16 protein-coding genes are annotated in these 17,124 nt (G+C 63.1%); 9 read left to right on the forward strand and 7 right to left on the reverse strand.

The window, feature by feature from the left end; genetic code table 11:
• Nucleotides 1-18 precede the first annotated feature (18 nt).
• From ACXYMO_RS09040 to ubiA, 3 genes are read right to left on the reverse strand one after another with little or no spacing between them, the layout of a single operon-like run.
• The gene (locus ACXYMO_RS09040; RefSeq protein ID WP_458878369.1) at nt 19-351 is read right to left on the reverse strand and encodes a hypothetical protein; all 333 of its coding nucleotides are present in this window, start codon (nt 349-351) and stop codon (nt 19-21) included.
• A complete protein-coding gene (locus ACXYMO_RS09045; protein WP_458878370.1) occupies nt 344-2,275 on the reverse strand; it encodes an OmpA family protein in 1,932 nt (643 codons plus the stop codon). The genes ACXYMO_RS09040 and ACXYMO_RS09045 overlap by 8 nt, the downstream gene beginning before the upstream one ends.
• A 59-nt stretch (nt 2,276-2,334) precedes the next feature.
• Nucleotides 2,335-3,297: a 4-hydroxybenzoate octaprenyltransferase gene (gene ubiA, locus ACXYMO_RS09050; RefSeq protein ID WP_458878371.1), complete on the reverse strand. Its 963-nt coding sequence runs from the start codon at nt 3,295-3,297 to the stop codon at nt 2,335-2,337.
• A gap of 11 nt (nt 3,298-3,308) precedes the next feature.
• Between ubiA and ACXYMO_RS09055 the strand changes: the two genes are divergently transcribed.
• From ACXYMO_RS09055 to ACXYMO_RS09065, 3 genes are read left to right on the forward strand one after another with little or no spacing between them, the layout of a single operon-like run.
• On the forward strand, nt 3,309-4,031 hold the full coding sequence (locus tag ACXYMO_RS09055) for a 16S rRNA (uracil(1498)-N(3))-methyltransferase (protein WP_458878372.1): 723 nt from the start codon (nt 3,309-3,311) through the stop codon (nt 4,029-4,031).
• The gene (locus ACXYMO_RS09060; RefSeq protein WP_458878373.1) at nt 4,028-4,555 is read left to right on the forward strand and encodes a hypothetical protein; all 528 of its coding nucleotides are present in this window, start codon (nt 4,028-4,030) and stop codon (nt 4,553-4,555) included. Before ACXYMO_RS09055 ends, ACXYMO_RS09060 begins: the two co-directional genes overlap by 4 nt.
• A gap of 59 nt (nt 4,556-4,614) precedes the next feature.
• Entirely contained in the window at nt 4,615-5,985 is a 1,371-nt protein-coding gene (locus ACXYMO_RS09065; RefSeq protein WP_458878374.1) for a glutamate--cysteine ligase, read from the forward strand.
• Between the two features lie 42 nt (nt 5,986-6,027).
• On the opposite strand, the gene plsY is transcribed toward ACXYMO_RS09065, so the two are convergent.
• Genes plsY through ACXYMO_RS09085 form a run of 4 tightly spaced genes read right to left on the reverse strand, consistent with a single transcriptional unit; the run spans nt 6,028 to nt 9,467 of the window.
• Nucleotides 6,028-6,633 carry a glycerol-3-phosphate 1-O-acyltransferase PlsY gene (gene plsY, locus ACXYMO_RS09070; RefSeq protein WP_458878375.1) on the reverse strand — a complete coding sequence of 202 codons (606 nt, stop codon included), beginning with the start codon at nt 6,631-6,633 and terminating at the stop codon, nt 6,028-6,030.
• Complete coding sequence (gene pyrC / locus ACXYMO_RS09075) at nt 6,633-7,943, reverse strand: dihydroorotase (protein WP_458878376.1); 1,311 nt, start codon at nt 7,941-7,943, stop codon at nt 6,633-6,635. Before pyrC ends, plsY begins: the two co-directional genes overlap by 1 nt.
• Before the next feature lie 46 nt (nt 7,944-7,989).
• Nucleotides 7,990-8,529, reverse strand: a complete 540-nt coding sequence (locus tag ACXYMO_RS09080; RefSeq protein ID WP_458878377.1) for a hypothetical protein — start codon at nt 8,527-8,529, stop codon at nt 7,990-7,992.
• Nucleotides 8,526-9,467, reverse strand: a complete 942-nt coding sequence (locus tag ACXYMO_RS09085) for an aspartate carbamoyltransferase catalytic subunit (RefSeq protein WP_458878378.1) — start codon at nt 9,465-9,467, stop codon at nt 8,526-8,528. Before ACXYMO_RS09085 ends, ACXYMO_RS09080 begins: the two co-directional genes overlap by 4 nt.
• A gap of 144 nt (nt 9,468-9,611) precedes the next feature.
• Here ACXYMO_RS09085 and ACXYMO_RS09090 point away from each other — a divergent pair, with 144 nt between their 5' ends.
• The 6 genes from ACXYMO_RS09090 (at nt 9,612) to ACXYMO_RS09115 (ending at nt 17,121) form a co-directional block, all read left to right on the forward strand.
• Nucleotides 9,612-10,391, forward strand: coding sequence for a uracil-DNA glycosylase (locus tag ACXYMO_RS09090; RefSeq protein ID WP_458878379.1), 780 nt, complete (start codon nt 9,612-9,614; stop codon nt 10,389-10,391).
• Nucleotides 10,388-10,987, forward strand: a complete 600-nt coding sequence (locus tag ACXYMO_RS09095; RefSeq protein ID WP_458878380.1) for a metallophosphoesterase family protein — start codon at nt 10,388-10,390, stop codon at nt 10,985-10,987. Before ACXYMO_RS09090 ends, ACXYMO_RS09095 begins: the two co-directional genes overlap by 4 nt.
• Nucleotides 10,984-11,595, forward strand: a complete 612-nt coding sequence (locus ACXYMO_RS09100) for a LysE family translocator (RefSeq protein ID WP_458878381.1) — start codon at nt 10,984-10,986, stop codon at nt 11,593-11,595. Before ACXYMO_RS09095 ends, ACXYMO_RS09100 begins: the two co-directional genes overlap by 4 nt.
• A gap of 1 nt (nt 11,596) precedes the next feature.
• Nucleotides 11,597-12,139, forward strand: coding sequence for a molybdenum cofactor biosynthesis protein B (gene moaB / locus ACXYMO_RS09105; RefSeq protein ID WP_458878382.1), 543 nt, complete (start codon nt 11,597-11,599; stop codon nt 12,137-12,139).
• A 106-nt stretch (nt 12,140-12,245) separates the two neighbouring features.
• Entirely contained in the window at nt 12,246-13,706 is a 1,461-nt protein-coding gene (locus ACXYMO_RS09110; RefSeq protein WP_458879068.1) for an efflux RND transporter periplasmic adaptor subunit, read from the forward strand.
• Between the two features lie 4 nt (nt 13,707-13,710).
• Nucleotides 13,711-17,121 carry an efflux RND transporter permease subunit gene (locus ACXYMO_RS09115; RefSeq protein WP_458879069.1) on the forward strand — a complete coding sequence of 1,137 codons (3,411 nt, stop codon included), beginning with the start codon at nt 13,711-13,713 and terminating at the stop codon, nt 17,119-17,121.
• Nucleotides 17,122-17,124: the final 3 nt, after the last annotated feature.

The raw sequence follows: 17,124 nt of genomic DNA on the forward strand, positions 1-17,124 counted from the left end.
CGGCGGAGGCGTGTGCCGTCACAGGCTGCCCTGCTGGTACCGTTCCGCGATGCTGCGCAGTTCTTCGGCTTCGCGCCGGGCCTCGCGCAGGCCATCCATGGCGGCACGCAATTCGGCCTCGGTCTGGCTCAGCTGGTTGGATAGCTCGGCTTCGCGCTGTTGCAGATAGGTGATTGCCTGGTCGCGGGTTTCCTCGGCTTCATGCAATTCCTGGCTCATCCGGTCCAGTTCGCCCACGTCGCTGGCGCTGACGCGGGTAAACCGGTGCACCAGCCAGTTGGCAAACCAGCCCACCGCAAATGCCACAAACAGAATGATTGCGGTGGTCATGATGAACTCGGTTCTATTCATTTCCGTTTCCTTCTGCACCGGCGTTATAGCCTTCGGGAGTGTCGGACTGTGCGACCGGGGCTTCCTCGGCCACCGATTCCAGAGTCGTCTGCGTTTCCTTGATCGGTTTCGGGCGGATCAGGCGGAACTCAATCCGGCGGTTTTCCTCGCGCCCTTCTTCGGTTTTGTTGGTCGCGATGGGCAGCGTTTCTCCGTACCCGACGGCGGTATAGCTCGACGTCAAAATCCGGCGTGCCCGCAATTCGTTCAGAACCGATTGCGCCCGCTGCTGGCTTAGCTGCTGGTTCATCTCGGTGCGTCCCTGGCTGTCCGTGTGGCCCTGGATCTCCAGCTTGAATTCGCCGCATTCCGCCAACAGTTCGGCAATCGCGTTCATCGTCTCAAGCGATTCCGCGGCAATGGTGGCTGATCCCGGTTCAAAGGTGATCTTACCGCTGCTGCGCTGAATTTCGGCCAGTTCTGCCTCGCATGCCTCGGGGGTGGGGGCCGGTTTTTCGTCCGCCGGAACGGGCGGTTCAACATAGTTGATGTCGAGATCGTATTTTTCCGCCTCGCCCAGCTTACCCGCCAGCAGCCCGGCAATTTTCGCGCGGGCGTCTTCGCGCGATGTCGTGCCGCGCACGCTCAGGTTATCGGGGGTCACGACCACGGCCCCGTTGTTCAGTTCAGACAGGGCCTCAAGCGCGGTCAAAACGCGCAGGGACCAATCCGCCGGCAGGTTCGAGGCGATGCGCGCAGCGGTGTAGACACTGGCCGATCCGAAACGGGACTTGGCATAGCTGTCGGCCATATAGCGCAGGTTTTCATCGCTGACCCTGCCGCGCAACTGCACCAGACCTTCGGGGCTGAGCGTCGCGACGAATTCGGTCGGTCCGCTGTCGCCCTTGCCTGCGGGAACTGGAAGGACGGCGTGAACAACAAAAACCTCGGGCAGGGCGGTTTCCAATTCGCCGACGACCCTGTCGAACACAGCCGGATTGGTGCCTTCGGCGGCGACCAGCGTGATGTCGGCGTCGGCAATCGTGACCGATCCCAGGCCTAGTTCGCTCAGCGCGCCCAGGGCCAATGTCACCGCATCGGCCCATTTGGGCGATGGGACACCCAGTGCAAGAACGCATTTGGCCCCACCGGTGCCACCGGCAGCCGCTGCTGCCTTGAGTATCCGGTCGCGGGCAATTTCCGTATCAGCCGAACAGGCATCGAACCGCCCACCGGTTTCATCAATCAGGTACCGCATGGTGAACGGGGTCACGACCGGGCGCGGCGCTGCAATGTCCAGCGTCAGATGCAGGCCCGGAGGCGCCGCCTTGCGCAGTTCCTTTTCCAGGGTTTGCTTGGCTTCGACGCTGTTTGCAATCGCGGTGATAGAAATGCGGCCAGCGTCCACCGAAACCTTTGAACGGGGCAATTTTTCAAGGGCCGTCACGGTAAAGCCCATTGCGTCGTTCCAACCGCGCGGCACCGGATGATCGGCTGTTTCAAGCAGGTCAGTCACCGGCGTAGGCGTGGCCACACCGGCCAGATCTTCGATCAGCGCTTCGCGGTCGCTGCCTGCCGGAATCAGGCCGATGATCGACACGCCGCTGTCATTGCGCAGGATTTCGACTGAAAACCGCGGCGGCGCCAGTGCGCGGCTCTGTTCCACGTCGATGGAGTTGATGATGCGGGCGGTATCGACGACTTCTCCCACGGTGCTCAGGGCATGAAACCGCGTGGCTTCGTCCCGGGCCGTACCGGTCAGGATCACCTGCAACCCGTTGGCATGAACCTCGGCCCAATCGTGGTTTTGCGCATCCAGAGCCTGACGCACAGAAATTTCTGCGCCTTCTTCGACCTTGGTCGCCAAAAAACCTGCGGCGATGACGCACAGTCCGGCAGCGGCCAGGAAGGTCATGAGAACAATAAAGACTTTGGACAGGCGCATCAGGAACTTCGGCTAATTGCATGGATGAGTGTCTTAACTGGCGCGGCCCGGGTGTTCAATCAGGCCATCAATGCCGCGGCAAAGAAGATGAGCGGAATAAAGCCGGTGTCGCGGTTGGCCCGAAACAATTGCAGCATCTTGGCATCGTCTTCGTGGTCGAACCCGCGCAACTGCCAGGCCATGTGCCAGCCCATGGCCCAGGGTCCGGCGAGGGCCAGCACCAGGGCCAGAACACTTGCGTTCGGCAAGGCGGCGTTAATGATCGCAACCGCCATCAGGCTGACGGTTGCGATCAGGAAGTATTTGAGCCAGCGCGCCGTGCCGTCGCCAAACAACAGGGCCGTGGATTTCACCCCGATCAGGGCGTCATCCTCGGTGTCCTGATGGGCATAGATGGTGTCATAGAACAAAGTCCACGCAATACCCGCAAAATACAGGATCACGGCGGGCCACTCCAGCGCACCGGCATGGGCGGTCCAGGCCAGCATCGCGCCCCAGTTGAACGCAAGGCCCAGAAAAACCTGTGGCCACCAGGTGAATCGCTTGGCAAAGGGATAGATCGCGACAGGAAACAGGGACAACACGCCCAAAGCGATGGTTGCCCGGTTGAAGGTCAGCAGAATGCCCAGGGCAATCATCGATTGCAGTACCATCCAGACGGCCGCTTTGCGCACAGTGGCCTGACCGGAGGGAATCGGCCGCGACCGGGTGCGCGCGACTTGCGCGTCAAAGTCGCGGTCAGTGATGTCGTTCCAGGTGCAACCCGCCCCGCGCATCAGCCAGGCGCCCATGCCGCAGCCGATGAAAATCCACAGATCCTCCCATCTTGGGGATTGATCCGACAGGATCGCGAGGGTCAGCCCCCACCAGCACGGCAGCAACAAAAGCCAGGTCCCGATCGGGCGATCCGCCCGCGACAGCCGAAGATAAGGCCGTGCAAACCCGGGTGCCCAGACATCAACCCAGTTGTCAGGTGGCGCGTCGATGACCTGTCCGTCTGGTGTCGGGGCGTTGCCTTGCATATATCCGTCTCATGAACGCGAAAATCAGGCTTTATGTAGATCACCCATTGGGGCAGGGGCAAACAGTTCCTTTGGACCGCGCGCAGGCCCATTACCTGTTTGGGGTGATGCGGCTGGGTGTCGGGGCCGGTGTGCTGTTGTTCAACGGGCGCGATGGCGAATGGCTAGCCGAGGTGAGTGAGGCCGGCAAACGCGGCGGCGCGTTGGCGGTTCAGGCGCAAACCAAACCGCTGCAGACACCTCCTGACCTTTGGCTGATGTTTGCGCCGATCAAAAAGGCCCGCACCGATTTCATCGTCGAAAAGGCGGTTGAAATGGGCGCTGCGCGGATTGTTCCGGTGCAGACCGATTTCACCAATTCCGAACGTATCCGGCAGGATCGCTTGCAGGCCCATGCAACCGAGGCAGCGGAACAATGCGGCGCCACGATGGTTCCTGACGTGGCCGATCTGCAAAAACTCGACCGTCTGCTTGCTGACTGGCCCGCAGACCGCCAGTTGATGTTCTGTGACGAGGCCGAGGCCGGAAGCGCCGCCCGCCTAGGGCAGGCCACGGGTGATAAATGGGCCATCCTGATAGGGCCCGAAGGCGGGTTTTCCGAGACTGAGCGCCGACGCCTGCGCGAACACCCCCAGTCGCATGTCGTGTCGTTGGGGCCGCGAATCCTGCGCGCGGACACGGCGGCGGTTGCGGCGCTCACCCTGTGGCAGACCACGCTGGGCGATTGGCGATGAGCTTTATCCGCCCCGAGGCGCGCGCCGCCATATGGCGCTGGCGCGAATTGCTGGTTGGGGTCGGCATGATCGCCGTTGGGGCGTCATGGGCGCTGGGCCCGGCGGGATTGCTGGGCTGGATCGGCTTTGCGGTCATCGTTGCGGGCATTTCCCTGTCCGTAGTCGGGATACAGCGGGCCCGGTTTCGCGGCGCCGCGGACGGCCCCGGCGTCGTTACCGTGGACGAGGGCCAGATCACCTACTTCGGGCCTCTGTCCGGCGGGGCCATTGCTGCTGCCGATCTTGAACGTGTGACACTGGACCCCACCGCCAACCCGGCGCACTGGGTCCTGTCCCAGCCCGATCAACCGCACCTGACCATTCCGGTGAACGCGGCGGGCGCAGATGCCTTGTTTGACGTGTTTTCCAGCCTGCCGGGCATCCGAACCGAGCGGATGCTGGCGCAGATGCGCGACACCACTCTTCACCCGGTCGTGATCTGGGAGCGCAAATCAATGCGCCCGCCAGACCATCGGCTGCATTGACAGCCCGGTCAATTCCCCTCACTTCTGACCGTCACGAAACTGATATCACGGAGCGCGCCATGTCCATTCCCCAATCCGGTGGCGGACCGATCGAACGGCACGAGCAGCTGGCCGAATACCTGGCCGATGGCTGCAAGCCCAAGGAAGATTGGCGCATAGGGACCGAACATGAAAAGTTCGGTTATATCAAGGATACGCTGGCCCCTCTTCCTTTTGAGGGCAAACAGTCGATTGTGTCCGTTCTAGAAGGGCTGCGCGACCGGCATGGCTGGTCCGAGGTGCGCGAAAGCGGGTACCTGATCGGTCTGGAAAAGGACGGTGCAAATGTCAGTCTTGAACCCGGCGGGGCGCTGGAACTGTCCGGTGCGCCGCTTGAGACGATCCACGAAACCTGTGACGAGGTGAACGAACACCTGCGCGAGGTCAAGGATATCGCCGACGAAATCGGCGTCGGTTTCATCGGTCTGGGCGCGGCCCCGATCTGGACCCACGAAGAAATGCCATTGATGCCCAAGGGGCGGTACAAGCTGATGGATGCCTATATGGGCAAAGTCGGCACGATGGGCCGCACCATGATGCGCCGTACCTGCACCGTTCAGGTCAATCTCGACTTCGGGTCCGAGGCGGACATGGTGCAAAAGATGCGCGTTGCCATTGCGTTGCAGCCCGTCGCCGTAGCGCTGTTTGCGAATTCACCGTTTTTCGAGGGCAAACCAAACGGCCACAAATCCTGGCGCAGTCGGGTCTGGCGCGATCTCGATGCCGCGCGTACGGGCATGATCCCTTTTGTCTTCGACGAAGGCTTCGGGTTCGAAGCATGGGTGCAATATGCGCTCGATGTGCCGATGTATTTTGTCTATCGCGAGGGCAAGTACATCGATGCGCTGGGCATGTCGTTCCGCGATTTTCTCAAGGGCGAACTGCCCGCACTGCCGGGGGAAATGCCGACCCTGTCGGATTGGGCGGATCATCTGACCACGGCCTTTCCCGAGGCGCGGATCAAGAAATTCATCGAAATGCGCGGCGCCGATGGCGGCCCGTGGCGCCGCTTGTGCGCCTTGCCGGCTTTCTGGGTCGGGCTGATGTATGACCAGTCGGCGCTGGATGCCGCCTGGGATCTGGTCAAAGGCTGGAGCGCTGAAACCCGCGAGGGCCTGCGCGTGGCGGCCAGCCAGCAGGCCTTGCAGGCCAAGGTCGACGGTATCAGCATGCACGATATTGCCCGTGAAGTCGTTGCCATTTCCGAAGCGGGGCTGAAGGCACGCGCACGCGTCGGAGCGGGCGGGATGGTGCCGGACGAGACGCATTTCCTGAACGCGCTCAAAGACAGTCTGGAAACCGGCAAGGTACCCGCAGACGAATTGCTGGATCGCTACAATGGCGATTGGAACGGGGATTTGACGCGAATTTACGAAGATTACAGTTATTGACCGGCAGGGGGCGGCATTGATGTGCCGCCCTCATGCGATCAATCACCGTTGACCGATGCGCGGTTCGGTTCCGTCCTGAATGCGGGCGATATTTGCGCGGTGACGCCACAAGATCAGCGTCGTCATGACAACACCCAGGATCACGGCCGAACTGTATCCCATCACCATCGCAAAGATGCTTGATCCGGCCGCCGCGACGAGCGCGCCCATGGACGAAATCCGCGATGTCAGCGCCGCAACCAGCCATGTGGCGCAACAGGCCAGCCCGACGGGCCATGCCAGTGCCAGCCAAATCCCTAGAAAGGTCGCAACCCCCTTGCCGCCCTTGAAGCCCAGCCAGACAGGGTAGCAATGGCCAATGAACGCGGCGAGCCCGGCAATTTGCGCGGCATCCCCGCCCCCGATCATCCGGCCCAGAAGAACGGCAACCGCGCCTTTGGCCGCGTCCAGTATCAACGTCAGTGCGGCTGCCAGCTTGTTGCCGGTGCGCAAAACGTTCGTTGCGCCGATGTTGCCCGACCCGATTGAGCGCAGATCGCCCAGGTTCATGACCCGGGCCAGGATCATCCCTGCCGCAATGGACCCCAGACCATAGCCAAGAACGGCAGACAGGATCAAAAACAGGGCAGGGGTGTCGAAATCGGGCATCAGTCTCTCCGGTAAACGGCCTGACCGGCCACATAGGTTGCCAGGACCCTACCTTGCATGCGCTGGCCGTCAAACGGTGTGTTGCGCGATTTTGAATGCAGGGTGGCTCGGTCCATCACGAACGGGGTGTCCGGATCGAACAGGACCAGATCCGCCGGCGCGTCGACGGCCAGCCGCCCACAGGACAGGCCCAGCCGTTTGGCCGGGTTCAGCGACATGGCGCGGAACAATCCCGGAAGGTCCATCTGTTCCGCATGATAGAGACGCAGCGCCGCAGGCAGCAGGGTTTCCAGAGCAACGGCGCCGCTCGCGGCCTCCTCAAAGGGGCGGCGCTTGCTTTCTTCGTCCTGGGGTGTGTGCATCGAACTGATGATGGCGATCACCCCGTCGCGCAGCGCCTCGATCATGCCTTGCCGGTCCTCTTCGGCGCGCAGGGGCGGCTTGACCTTGAAGAAGGTCCGGTAATCGGCCACGTCCAGTTCATTCAGTGTCAGGTGGTGAATGCTGACACCGGCGGTCACGTCCAGACCATTGGCCTTGGCCCGCTCCAGCGCGGGCAGGGCGCGGCGGGTCGTAATCTGGTCGGCGTGATAGCGCGCGCCGGTCATTTCGACGACGGCCATGTCCCGGTCCAGCCCCATGCGTTCGGCCATCGGCGACACGGCGGGCAGGCCGCGCAGCGAGGCAAATTTGCCCGAGGTCGCCGCCGCCCCGGCGCTCAGACCCGGGTCCTGCGGGTGGGCGATGACGAGCGCGCCACAGGACCGGGCATAGGTCAGCGCGCGGGAAAATACCTTGGTGTTTGCAACCACATGATCGCAATCGGTAAAGGCCACGGCCCCGGCATCCATCAGGAACCCGATCTCGGTCATCTCGCGCCCCTCGCGCCCCTTGGTCAGGGCGGCCATGGGCAGGACATTGACCGGCGCGGCCTCGTTCGCGCGGCGGGTGACGAACTCCAGCACCTCGGGGCTGTCGATGGTGGGGGTGGTGTCAGGCCGGGTGACCATCGTGGTGATCCCGCCTGCCGCCGCCGCCAGCCCGGCCGAGCGAAAGCTTTCCTTGTGACGTTCGCCGGGTTCACAGACCTTGACCCCGATATCGACAATGCCGGGGGCCAGGCAGCGCCCGCCGCAGTCAATGATTTCGGCGCCATCCAGCGGAATGTTGCGCGCCCGAAGCGTTTCTTCGTATCCGGTGCCGGCGGGCAGAGTGTCGGTGATCCGGCCGTCCTGAACGATCAGCGTTCCTTTTGCGTCGGTCCCGGCCTCGGGGTCGATCAGGCGGGCGTTGGTAAAGACCGTTGTCATGTGTTCAGCTCCCGGGCCGCGAAATGTCTTGTTTTTGCGATATTCATCAGAAGAAGATCGCCAGCAGGATGACCGCGATGATCAGCATGAAAACCGCGAATATCGTGCCCCCGATCCGGCGCGCATCGGCGCGGGCTTGACGCGGGGCGATGCGTGTCGGCCCCGAACCGGGTTTGGCGCTTTCGGTCTTGATCGGCGTTGCGGTCCAGTCGGTTGGCGTTTCGGAATACTGCGCCACCAGATCGACCCCTTCGGCGGGCGTCAGTCGGACGTCCCGGCCGCCAAAGGCCTTGCTGAACAGCACCAGAACCCAGCCTGTCAGCGCCCCGAGCCTTTCGCGATCCGCCGCGATGACATCCGCGGGAATGCCGCAGCCTTCAATCAGATACCCGGGCAGGCCCAGTTCCTCGAGATCGGACAGCGCGAAAACCTCGGCATAATCCGGGTCCACCTGATCGAGCCCGAGAATATCGGCGACGGCGGCATTTTCCTGTTGCAGGAACCGCGCCTGTTCAGGCGACGTGTTCAGATGAAACAGGCGCACGATACCGTGTTCCCTGGCTGATACGGTAAGGGCGGCGATCATGCGGCGTCCTTGTTGCGCAGGTTGCGCGCCAAAAGGTCCATGGCGGCCATGCGCACGGCGACGCCCATTTCGACCTGATCCTGAATAACCGACCGGTTGATGTCGTCGGCCAGCGTGCCGTCGATTTCAACGCCGCGGTTCATGGGGCCCGGATGCATGACAATCGCATCAGGCTTGGCCAGCGCCAGCTTTTCGGCGTCCAGACCATAGCGGTGGAAATATTCGCGTTCCGACGGGATGAACCCGCCATCCATGCGTTCCTTTTGAAGGCGCAGCATCATGACAACGTCGACGTCCTTCAGACCCTCGGTCATGTCTTCGTAAACTTCGACTCCGAAGTCTCCGATGCCTGCGGGCATCAGGGTGGGGGGCCCGATCAGGCGAATGCGGTTCTCCATCTTGCCAAGCAGCAGGATATTGGACCGGGCCACGCGAGAATGGGCGATATCGCCGCAAATCGCGATGTTCAGCCGGTGCAGCCGCCCCTTGGCGCGGCGGATGGTCAGCGCGTCCAGCAAGGCCTGCGTGGGGTGTTCGTGCCGTCCGTCGCCCGCGTTCACAACGGCGCAGTTCACCTTTTCGGCCAGCAGATTCACCGCCCCTGAATGCCCGTGACGCACCACCAGCAGGTCGGGGTGCATCGCGTTCAGCGTCATCGCCGTGTCGATCAGCGTCTCGCCCTTTTTCACCGATGACATCTGCATCGCCATGTTCATCACATCCGCGCCCAGACGTTTGCCGGCCAGTTCGAAACTGGCCTGTGTCCGGGTCGAATTTTCAAAGAACATGTTGATCTGCGTCAGCCCGGTCAGTGCATCCCCGTGTTTGTTGGCCCGGCGGTTCAGCTCGGCATATTCATCCGCGAGATCAAGAATGGTGGTGATTTCTTCGGGCCTGAGCTGTTCGATCCCAAGAAGGTGGCGGTGGGCAAAAGTCATCGTTCGCTCCGGTCATGGCTTTGCTCTTATAGAAATTGGCGCGGCCACGGGCAAGGCGGAGCAGATCAGGAAAATCGGCGCGATTTTGTCTCAGGCGCGGCGCGGGGTGTTTCCCATCCCGCGGCAAGGGATTAGCGTGAGCAAATGGAATCGGCTGTGGATTATCATACCGCGCGTGCCCTGCTGGAATGGCAGGTCGAACTGGGCGTCACCGACACGATCGGCGACGCACCGGTGAACCGCTATGATCTGGCGGATGCGCCACCGGCGGCGCCGCGCACCAAACCCGGCGCGCAGGCGCCGGTGCCCCCGCGTCCGGCCAAGACCGACGTTGACCCAGTCGCTGTGGCGACCGCCGCCGCGAATGGCGCTGCAACGCTCGACGCGCTGAAGGCGGCCATGGAGGCGTTCGATCTGTGCGAGCTCAAGCGCGGGGCACGCAACCTTGTCTTTGCGGACGGGGTTTCCGGGGCAAAGGTGATGATCATCGGCGAGGCGCCGGGCCGGGACGAGGATCGCGAAGGCCGCCCCTTTGTTGGGCGCGCCGGGCAGCTTCTGGACCGGATGCTTGACGCCATCGGGCTGAGCCGGGCCGAGTCGGTTTACATCACCAACGTCCTGCCATGGCGACCGCCGCAAAACCGCGAGCCGCGCCCGGACGAGATCGCAATGATGAAACCGTTTCTTGAACGGCATGTTGCATTGGCCGCGCCTGACCTCATCGTGTTGATGGGCAATATCAGTTGCCAGGCTGTGCTGGGCAAACGGGGCATCACCCGATTGCGAGGCAAATGGGATCAGGCCTTTGACCTGCCGGCCCTGCCGATGTTTCATCCCGCATATCTGCTGCGCCAGCCCGGTGCCAAGCGCGAAGCCTGGGCCGATCTGCTTGAATTGCAGGCGCGGCTGAAGGGCACGCAATGAAGATACTGGCATTTTCCGACCTGCATCTTGCCCACGCGCGCGCCGCTGCCTTGGTCGAGGCCAGCGCCGATGCCGATCTGGTGATCGGCGCAGGTGACTTTTGCAACATGCGCCAGGGGCTGGACGAGGCGATGCGCCTGTTACAAGGCATCAAGGCCCCGATGGTCGTGGTGCCCGGTAATGCCGAAAGCCACGAAGAACTGACCAATGCCGCCTTGCCCGGCATGCATGTGCTGCATGGATCAGGCACCGAGATTGACGGTCTGCGTCTGTTCGGGCTGGGGTATGCTGTGCCGGAAACGCCCTTTGGCGGCTGGTCCTGCGATTTGTCCGAGGCGCGCGCCGCCGAGATGCTGGCGCCCTGCGACGCCGCAGATATCCTGATCCTGCATTCCCCGCCCAACGGCGTTGCGGATGTCACCTCGGGTGGGGCGTCGGTCGGATCTGTTGCGATCCGGGATGCCATTGCGCGGATTCAGCCGGAACTGGCCCTGTGCGGCCATATCCATGACAGTTGGGGCAAATCGGGCAGGATCGGCGACACGCAGGTCATGAACCTGGGACCGACGCCCAACTGGTTCGAGGTTGGCAAATGATCGATCCTCTGGTTCTGGCTGCTTTTGTTCCTGCTGCCCTGGCGCTCAATTTCACGCCGGGTGCGGACATGATGTTTTGCCTTGGTCAGGGGCTGCGCTCGGGCGCGCGGTCCGCCGTGGCAGCGAGCGCCGGAATATCGACCGGGGCAATGGTGCATGTAACCGTTGCGGGGCTTGGGTTGGGGGCCGCTGTTGCGACAATCCCGTGGCTGTTCGACGTGATCCGCTGGGTCGGGGTGGCCTATCTGTTGTGGCTGGCCTGGGGCGCATTGCGTTATGGGGCAACGCCACCCGATGCGCCGCCTGTCCCCGCGGCACGGGCCTTTCGCGCGGGGCTTCTGGTGAATATCACCAATCCCAAGGTCATCCTGTTCGTGCTGGCCTTTCTGCCGCAGTTCGTTGACCCGGCGGCCGGGTCCATCTTGGGGCAATTCCTGGCCCTGGGCGTGGTGATGGCCATCGGCGGGTTTATCGTCAACGGGCTGGTCGGCGTGTTCGCGGGCGGCGCGGGGCGCCGGCTGACGCGATCCTCCCGTTGGCTGGGCTGGGTCACGGGTGGAATTTTCGCCGCACTGGCCGTGCGCTTGGCCGTTTTGGAAAGGACCTGACATGTCGCACATCGATGAAACCAAGGATTTCGTCCCTGTCAGGATCGCCGTTCTGACCATTTCCGACAGCCGCAGCCTGGATGAGGACCGCTCGGGCCAAGTGCTGGTCGACCGGGTCACCGGGGCCGGGCATGTGCTGGCCGACCGGATGATCCTGCGCGACGAACGGGCAGAAATCGCCGGTCAGCTGCGCACATGGATCGCCAACCCCGACATCGACGTGGTGATTTCCACCGGCGGCACCGGCCTGACGGGGCGCGACGTGACGGTTGAGGCGCATCGCGATGTCTATGAAAAGGAAATCGATGCCTTCGGCACGGTATTCACCATCGTTTCGATGCAAAAGATCGGCACCAGCGCGGTGCAGTCGCGCGCCACGGGTGGCGTAGCCGGGGGGACCTATCTGTTTGCCCTGCCGGGCAGCCCCGGCGCCTGCAAGGACGCGTGGGATGAAATCCTGTCGCTGCAACTGGATTACCGCCACCGACCCTGCAATTTTGTCGAAATTTTTCCGCGCCTTGAAGAACACAAGCGACGGAAATAACGCAGACATGCGTTAAATCCCCTGTGACTCAGTTGCGGCTTGGTATTTTGCTCTGCGCCGCTATCTTATGGATTGGGCTGCATTTCGCGGCCTTGAGGTGTTTGAAATGCGTTTTCTGCGGCACAGCCTGGTTGGGGTGTTTCTTGCGGGTCTGGCACTCGCACTGTTGATCTATGCGGGCCTGATGATTTCCAGCGCCATTCAGGTCCGGATGAGCGATGACAGGAAACCGCCGCAAGCCCGCGAACGGGTTTTCGCGGTCAATGTGCAGCGCGCCGAGACGCAGACCGTTACGCCGATCCTCGAAGCGTTTGGGCAGGTCCAAAGCCGCCGCACGCTGGAAATGCGCACGGCAACCGCCGGGCGGGTTCTGAGCCTCGCCGATCAGTTTGAGGAAGGGGGCGTCGTCAAGGCTGGCGATGTCCTGGTCCAGATCGATCCGGCCGATGCGCAGGCTGCGCTGGAACGGGTGCAAAGCGATCTGCTGGATGCGCAGGCCGAAGAACGCGATGCCGCACGCTCGCTGGTTCTGGCCCGCGATGAACTGGTTGCGGCCCAAGAGCAGGCGGAACTGCGCGACCGCGCCTTCCGCCGTCAGCAGGATCTCCAGGAACGCGGCGTTGCCACGGCGGCGGTCGTTGAAACCGCTGAATTGGCCGCGTCGTCCGCCCGTCAGGCCGTTCTGTCCCGCAGGCAGGCCGTGGCGCAGGCCGAAGCGCGCGTCGATCAGGCCGCAACCAATTTGGAGCGCGCGCGTATCGCGCTGGATCAGGCGCAGCGCGATCTGGATGAAACCACCCTGACAGCGGCTTTTGACGGCACGCTGAGTGATGTGAACCTGGTCGAGGGCCGCCTTGTTTCGGTCAACGAGAAACTGGCCGTTCTGGTCGATCCCCAAGCATTGGAAGTCGCGTTTCGGGTGTCGACCGCGCAATACGCGCGGCTGTTGGATGAGACGGGCCGGCTGTTGCCTGCGCCCGTGGTCGCAACTCTGGACGGGGCCGGGGTGGATCTGCACGCCCGGGGCCAGGTCAGCCGCGACAGCGCCGGGGCGGGGGACGGGCAATCCGGGCGCCTGATCTTTGCCCGGCTGGATCGTGCGCCGGGGTTCAAACCCGGCGACTTTGTCAGCGTCGCGGTTCAGGAACAACCCATAGACGGCGTTGTCCGACTGCCTGCCTCGGTTCTGGACGCCTCGGGCACGGTGCTTGTTCTGGACGAGGAAGACCGGCTTCAGTCCCTTCCGGTCACATTGGTGCGGCGGCAGGGCGATGACGTTCTGCTGCGCGGCGCAGGTCTCGAAGGGCGCGAGGTCGTGATCGGGCGCACCCCCTTGCTGGGCACTGGCATTCGCGTGCGACCGCTGCGCCAGGGGGCCGAGACCGAGGCCGTGATCGAACCCGAAATGCTGGAACTGACCACAGAACGCCGGGCGCGTCTGGTGGCCCTGGTCGAAGGCAATGATCGCATGCCCGCCGAGATGAAAGCCCGCGTTCTGAGCACATTGACCGAACCCAAGGTGCCCGCGCAATTGGTTGCGCGGATCGAGTCCCGGATGGGGGGCTAAGACCGTGGTGCGCGACATCCCGAGGGCCGCCGGTGGGCTGTTGTCCTATTTCACCCGGCACCGCACAGCGGCAAACCTGTTGCTGGTTGTCCTGCTGGTCTTGGGCAGCGCCGCCATTCCCAACATGCGGGCGCAGTTCTTTCCCGACGTGATCGTCGACAACGTGACCATCGGTGTCCAATGGGATGGCGCTGGCCCCGAGGACGTGGACGGCGCCATCGTCCAGGTGCTGGAGCCGGCCCTGCTGGCGGTCGATGGCGTGGAAAGCTCGGCCTCGACCTCGCGCGAGGGCAACGCCAGCATCACGCTGGAATTCGAGCCCGGCTGGGACATGGCTCGCGCAGCGGATGACGTCCAAAATATCGTGGACGGCATCACGACCCTGCCAGAAGAGGCCGAAGAGCCCACCGTCCGCCGCGGCGCGTGGCGCGACCGGGTCACGGATGTCGTCATCACCGGACCGCTGGCGCCTGAACAGCTGGGTCTGTTTGCCGACGAACTGGTGACCCGGCTTTTTGCGGTGGGGGTTACGCGGACCACCATTCGCGGTGTCGCCGCACCCGAAACCATTGTCGAAGTCCCTTCGGCAAACCTGATCGCCCATGACGTGACCATGTCCGAAATCGCCGTCGCCATCGCCGCCGAGGTGGATGCTGACCCGGCCGGCGACGTGACCGGCGCCAACACCCGCGTGCGCACAGGCATCGAAAAACGCAAACCCGATGACATCGCCGGGATCGTCCTGCGGTCGAACCCGGATGGGTCGCAACTGACCATTGGCGATGTGGCCGACATCCGGGTCGAGGGCGTGGACCGCAACCGCAGCTATTTTGTGGGCGAAAATCCCGCCATGTCGGTTCGGGTCGACCGGTCCGACCGGGGCGACTCCATCCGCATTCAGCAACAGGTCGAACAGGTTGCCGCCGAAATGCAGGCGAGTCTGCCGCAGGGCGCGACCGTCGAACTGATCCGGACCCGCGCCGAGGCGATTACCGGGCGCCTGAACCTTTTGGTGGACAACGGTCTGATGGGGTTGGCCCTTGTGGTGGGGCTTTTGTTCCTGTTCCTCAATGCGCGCATTGCTTTTTGGGTGGCGGCGGGCATACCGGCGGCCATGTTCGCGGCGATTGCGCTGATGTATATTGGTGGGCTGACCATCAACATGGTCAGCCTGTTCGGGCTGATCATCACGCTGGGCATCGTGGTCGATGACGCCATCGTCGTGGGCGAACACGCGGATTACCGGGCCAGGCGGCTGGGCGAACACCCGGTGGTCGCCTCGGAAAATGCAGCGCGGCGCATGGCGATGCCGGTGCTGGCCGCAACCCTGACCACCGTTATCGCGTTCTTTGGCCTGATAGCGATCGGCGGGCGGTTCGGCGATCTGATCCGTGATATCCCGTTCACCGTGATTGCCGTGCTGCTGGCCTCGCTGGTGGAATGTTTCCTGATCCTGCCCAACCACATGAGCCACGCCATCGCCCATTCGGCGAAACAACATTGGTATGACTGGCCCAACCGGGTGGTGAACACCGGGTTCCGATGGGTGCGCGATCATCTGTTCCGCCGGGTCATGGTCTGGGTGGTTCGGGGGCGCTATGTCGTGCTCGCCGGGGCGATTGCCATTCTGGCCAGCCAAATGGCGGTGTTCATCCGCGGCGACGTGCAATGGCGGTTCTTCAACGCGCCCGAACGCGGGTCGGTCACCGGCAATTTTGCCATGACAGAAGGGGCAAAGCGCAGCGATACGCTGGCCATGATGCGCGAAATGCAGCGCGCGACCGAGGCGCTGGGCAAGGAATACGAAGAACGGTACGGCGCCAATCCGCTCGACTATGTGATGGCCGAGGTGGGCGGCAACGCCGGGCGTGGCCTGTCCGGGGTCGACACCAAGGACACTGACCTTCTGGGCGGGATCAGCATCGAACTGATTGACGCCGATCTGCGCCCCTATTCCAGTTTTGCCTTTGTCGCCGAATTGCAGGACAAGGTGGTGCGCCATCCGTTGGTCGAAACCGTCTCGTTCCGCGGTTGGCGGTCCGGGCCGGGCGGCGATGCGCTGGACGTGCAATTCTATGGCGCGGATGTGGATACCCTGAAAGGCGCCAGTCAGGATTTGCAGACCGCCCTGCTGCGATACCCCGAAGTGTCGGCGGTGCAGGACAATCTGGCCTATGACAAGGAAGAACTGATCCTCGATCTGACCGCGCAGGGGCAGGCGCTGGGCTTTACCATCGACACGCTGGGGCGGGCGTTGCGCGCGCGTCTCAACGGGATCGAGGCGGCCACCTATCCCGAAGGCCCGCGCAGCGCGGCCATCCGCGTGGAACTGCCCGAGGGTGAGTTGACGGCCGATTTCCTGGAAACCACCCAGATGCGCACGCCCAGCGGAAATTACGTGCCCCTTGCCGATATCGTCAGCGTGCAGCAACGCACCGGGTTTTCGACCGTGCGGAGGGAAAACGGCATTCGCCTGATCAGCGTTACCGGCGACATCTCCGAGGATGATCCGGCCCGTGCTCAGGAAATCTCGGACGCTCTGGTGACAGAGATCCTACCCAAAATCGCCAGCGAACGGCAGGTGGAATGGAAAATGTCAGGTCTGAGCGAACAGGAAAACGATTTCCTGAATGACGCGCGCACCGGGCTGATCCTGTGTCTGACCGGCATCTATCTGGTCCTGGCCTGGGTATTTGCCAGCTGGACGCGCCCCTTGGTCGTCATGGTCATCATTCCCTTTGGTCTGGTCGGGACGATCTGGGGACATGCGCTGTGGGATGTGCCGCTCAGCATGTTCACGGTGGTTGGGCTGTTGGGCATGACGGGCATCATCATCAACGACTCCATCGTTCTGGTGACGACCATTGATGAATATGCGCAGGAGCGCGGGCTGATCCCGTCGATCATAGATGGCGCCGCTGATCGTTTGCGCCCCGTTCTGTTGACGACTCTGACCACGGTTCTAGGTCTTGCACCGCTGCTTTACGAACAATCGCAACAGGCGCAGTTTCTGAAACCCACCGTCATCACGCTGGTCTATGGTCTTGGCTTCGGCATGTTGCTGGTCTTGCTGGTCGTGCCTGCCTTGGTGGCGATGCAAAACGATGTGGCGCGCCCGATCGCGGCCCTGCGCCGTGCGGTGCGCGGGCCGCACCCGGGGCTGCGCGCGGTCGCGGCGGGTACCCTGCTTGCCCTGTTGGGCTGGCTGGGTCTGACCATGATCTGGACGGCGCTCAACGGTGCCTTGCCGGGCCCGATCGTCAATCTGGCCCCCGGTTTGCTTGCGGATGGCGCATTGCGCGCGGCTTTTGTGGCCTTTGTCGCCGGAGCGCTTGTTCTGGTGATTTCCGTTTATCTTGTGACCCTGGTGATATTCACCCGCAGCGGCCCCCGGAACCCCAAGGGCAACGCCTGAGCG

It is taken from the genome of Arenibacterium sp. CAU 1754 (assembly GCF_054482635.1).

What these genes read in the sequence shown, in the direction of transcription:
- ACXYMO_RS09040 (WP_458878369.1), bottom strand. Translation starts at nt 351, where the DNA reads ATGAATAGAACCGAGTTCATCATGACCACCGCAATCATTCTGTTTGTG.
- ACXYMO_RS09045 (WP_458878370.1), bottom strand. Translation starts at nt 2,275, where the DNA reads ATGCGCCTGTCCAAAGTCTTTATTGTTCTCATGACCTTCCTGGCCGCT.
- ubiA (WP_458878371.1), bottom strand. Translation starts at nt 3,297, where the DNA reads ATGCAAGGCAACGCCCCGACACCAGACGGACAGGTCATCGACGCGCCA.
- ACXYMO_RS09055 (WP_458878372.1), top strand. Translation starts at nt 3,309, where the DNA reads ATGAACGCGAAAATCAGGCTTTATGTAGATCACCCATTGGGGCAGGGG.
- ACXYMO_RS09060 (WP_458878373.1), top strand. Translation starts at nt 4,028, where the DNA reads ATGAGCTTTATCCGCCCCGAGGCGCGCGCCGCCATATGGCGCTGGCGC.
- ACXYMO_RS09065 (WP_458878374.1), top strand. Translation starts at nt 4,615, where the DNA reads ATGTCCATTCCCCAATCCGGTGGCGGACCGATCGAACGGCACGAGCAG.
- plsY (WP_458878375.1), bottom strand. Translation starts at nt 6,633, where the DNA reads ATGCCCGATTTCGACACCCCTGCCCTGTTTTTGATCCTGTCTGCCGTT.
- pyrC (WP_458878376.1), bottom strand. Translation starts at nt 7,943, where the DNA reads ATGACAACGGTCTTTACCAACGCCCGCCTGATCGACCCCGAGGCCGGG.
- ACXYMO_RS09080 (WP_458878377.1), bottom strand. Translation starts at nt 8,529, where the DNA reads ATGATCGCCGCCCTTACCGTATCAGCCAGGGAACACGGTATCGTGCGC.
- ACXYMO_RS09085 (WP_458878378.1), bottom strand. Translation starts at nt 9,467, where the DNA reads ATGACTTTTGCCCACCGCCACCTTCTTGGGATCGAACAGCTCAGGCCC.
- ACXYMO_RS09090 (WP_458878379.1), top strand. Translation starts at nt 9,612, where the DNA reads ATGGAATCGGCTGTGGATTATCATACCGCGCGTGCCCTGCTGGAATGG.
- ACXYMO_RS09095 (WP_458878380.1), top strand. Translation starts at nt 10,388, where the DNA reads ATGAAGATACTGGCATTTTCCGACCTGCATCTTGCCCACGCGCGCGCC.
- ACXYMO_RS09100 (WP_458878381.1), top strand. Translation starts at nt 10,984, where the DNA reads ATGATCGATCCTCTGGTTCTGGCTGCTTTTGTTCCTGCTGCCCTGGCG.
- moaB (WP_458878382.1), top strand. Translation starts at nt 11,597, where the DNA reads ATGTCGCACATCGATGAAACCAAGGATTTCGTCCCTGTCAGGATCGCC.
- ACXYMO_RS09110 (WP_458879068.1), top strand. Translation starts at nt 12,246, where the DNA reads ATGCGTTTTCTGCGGCACAGCCTGGTTGGGGTGTTTCTTGCGGGTCTG.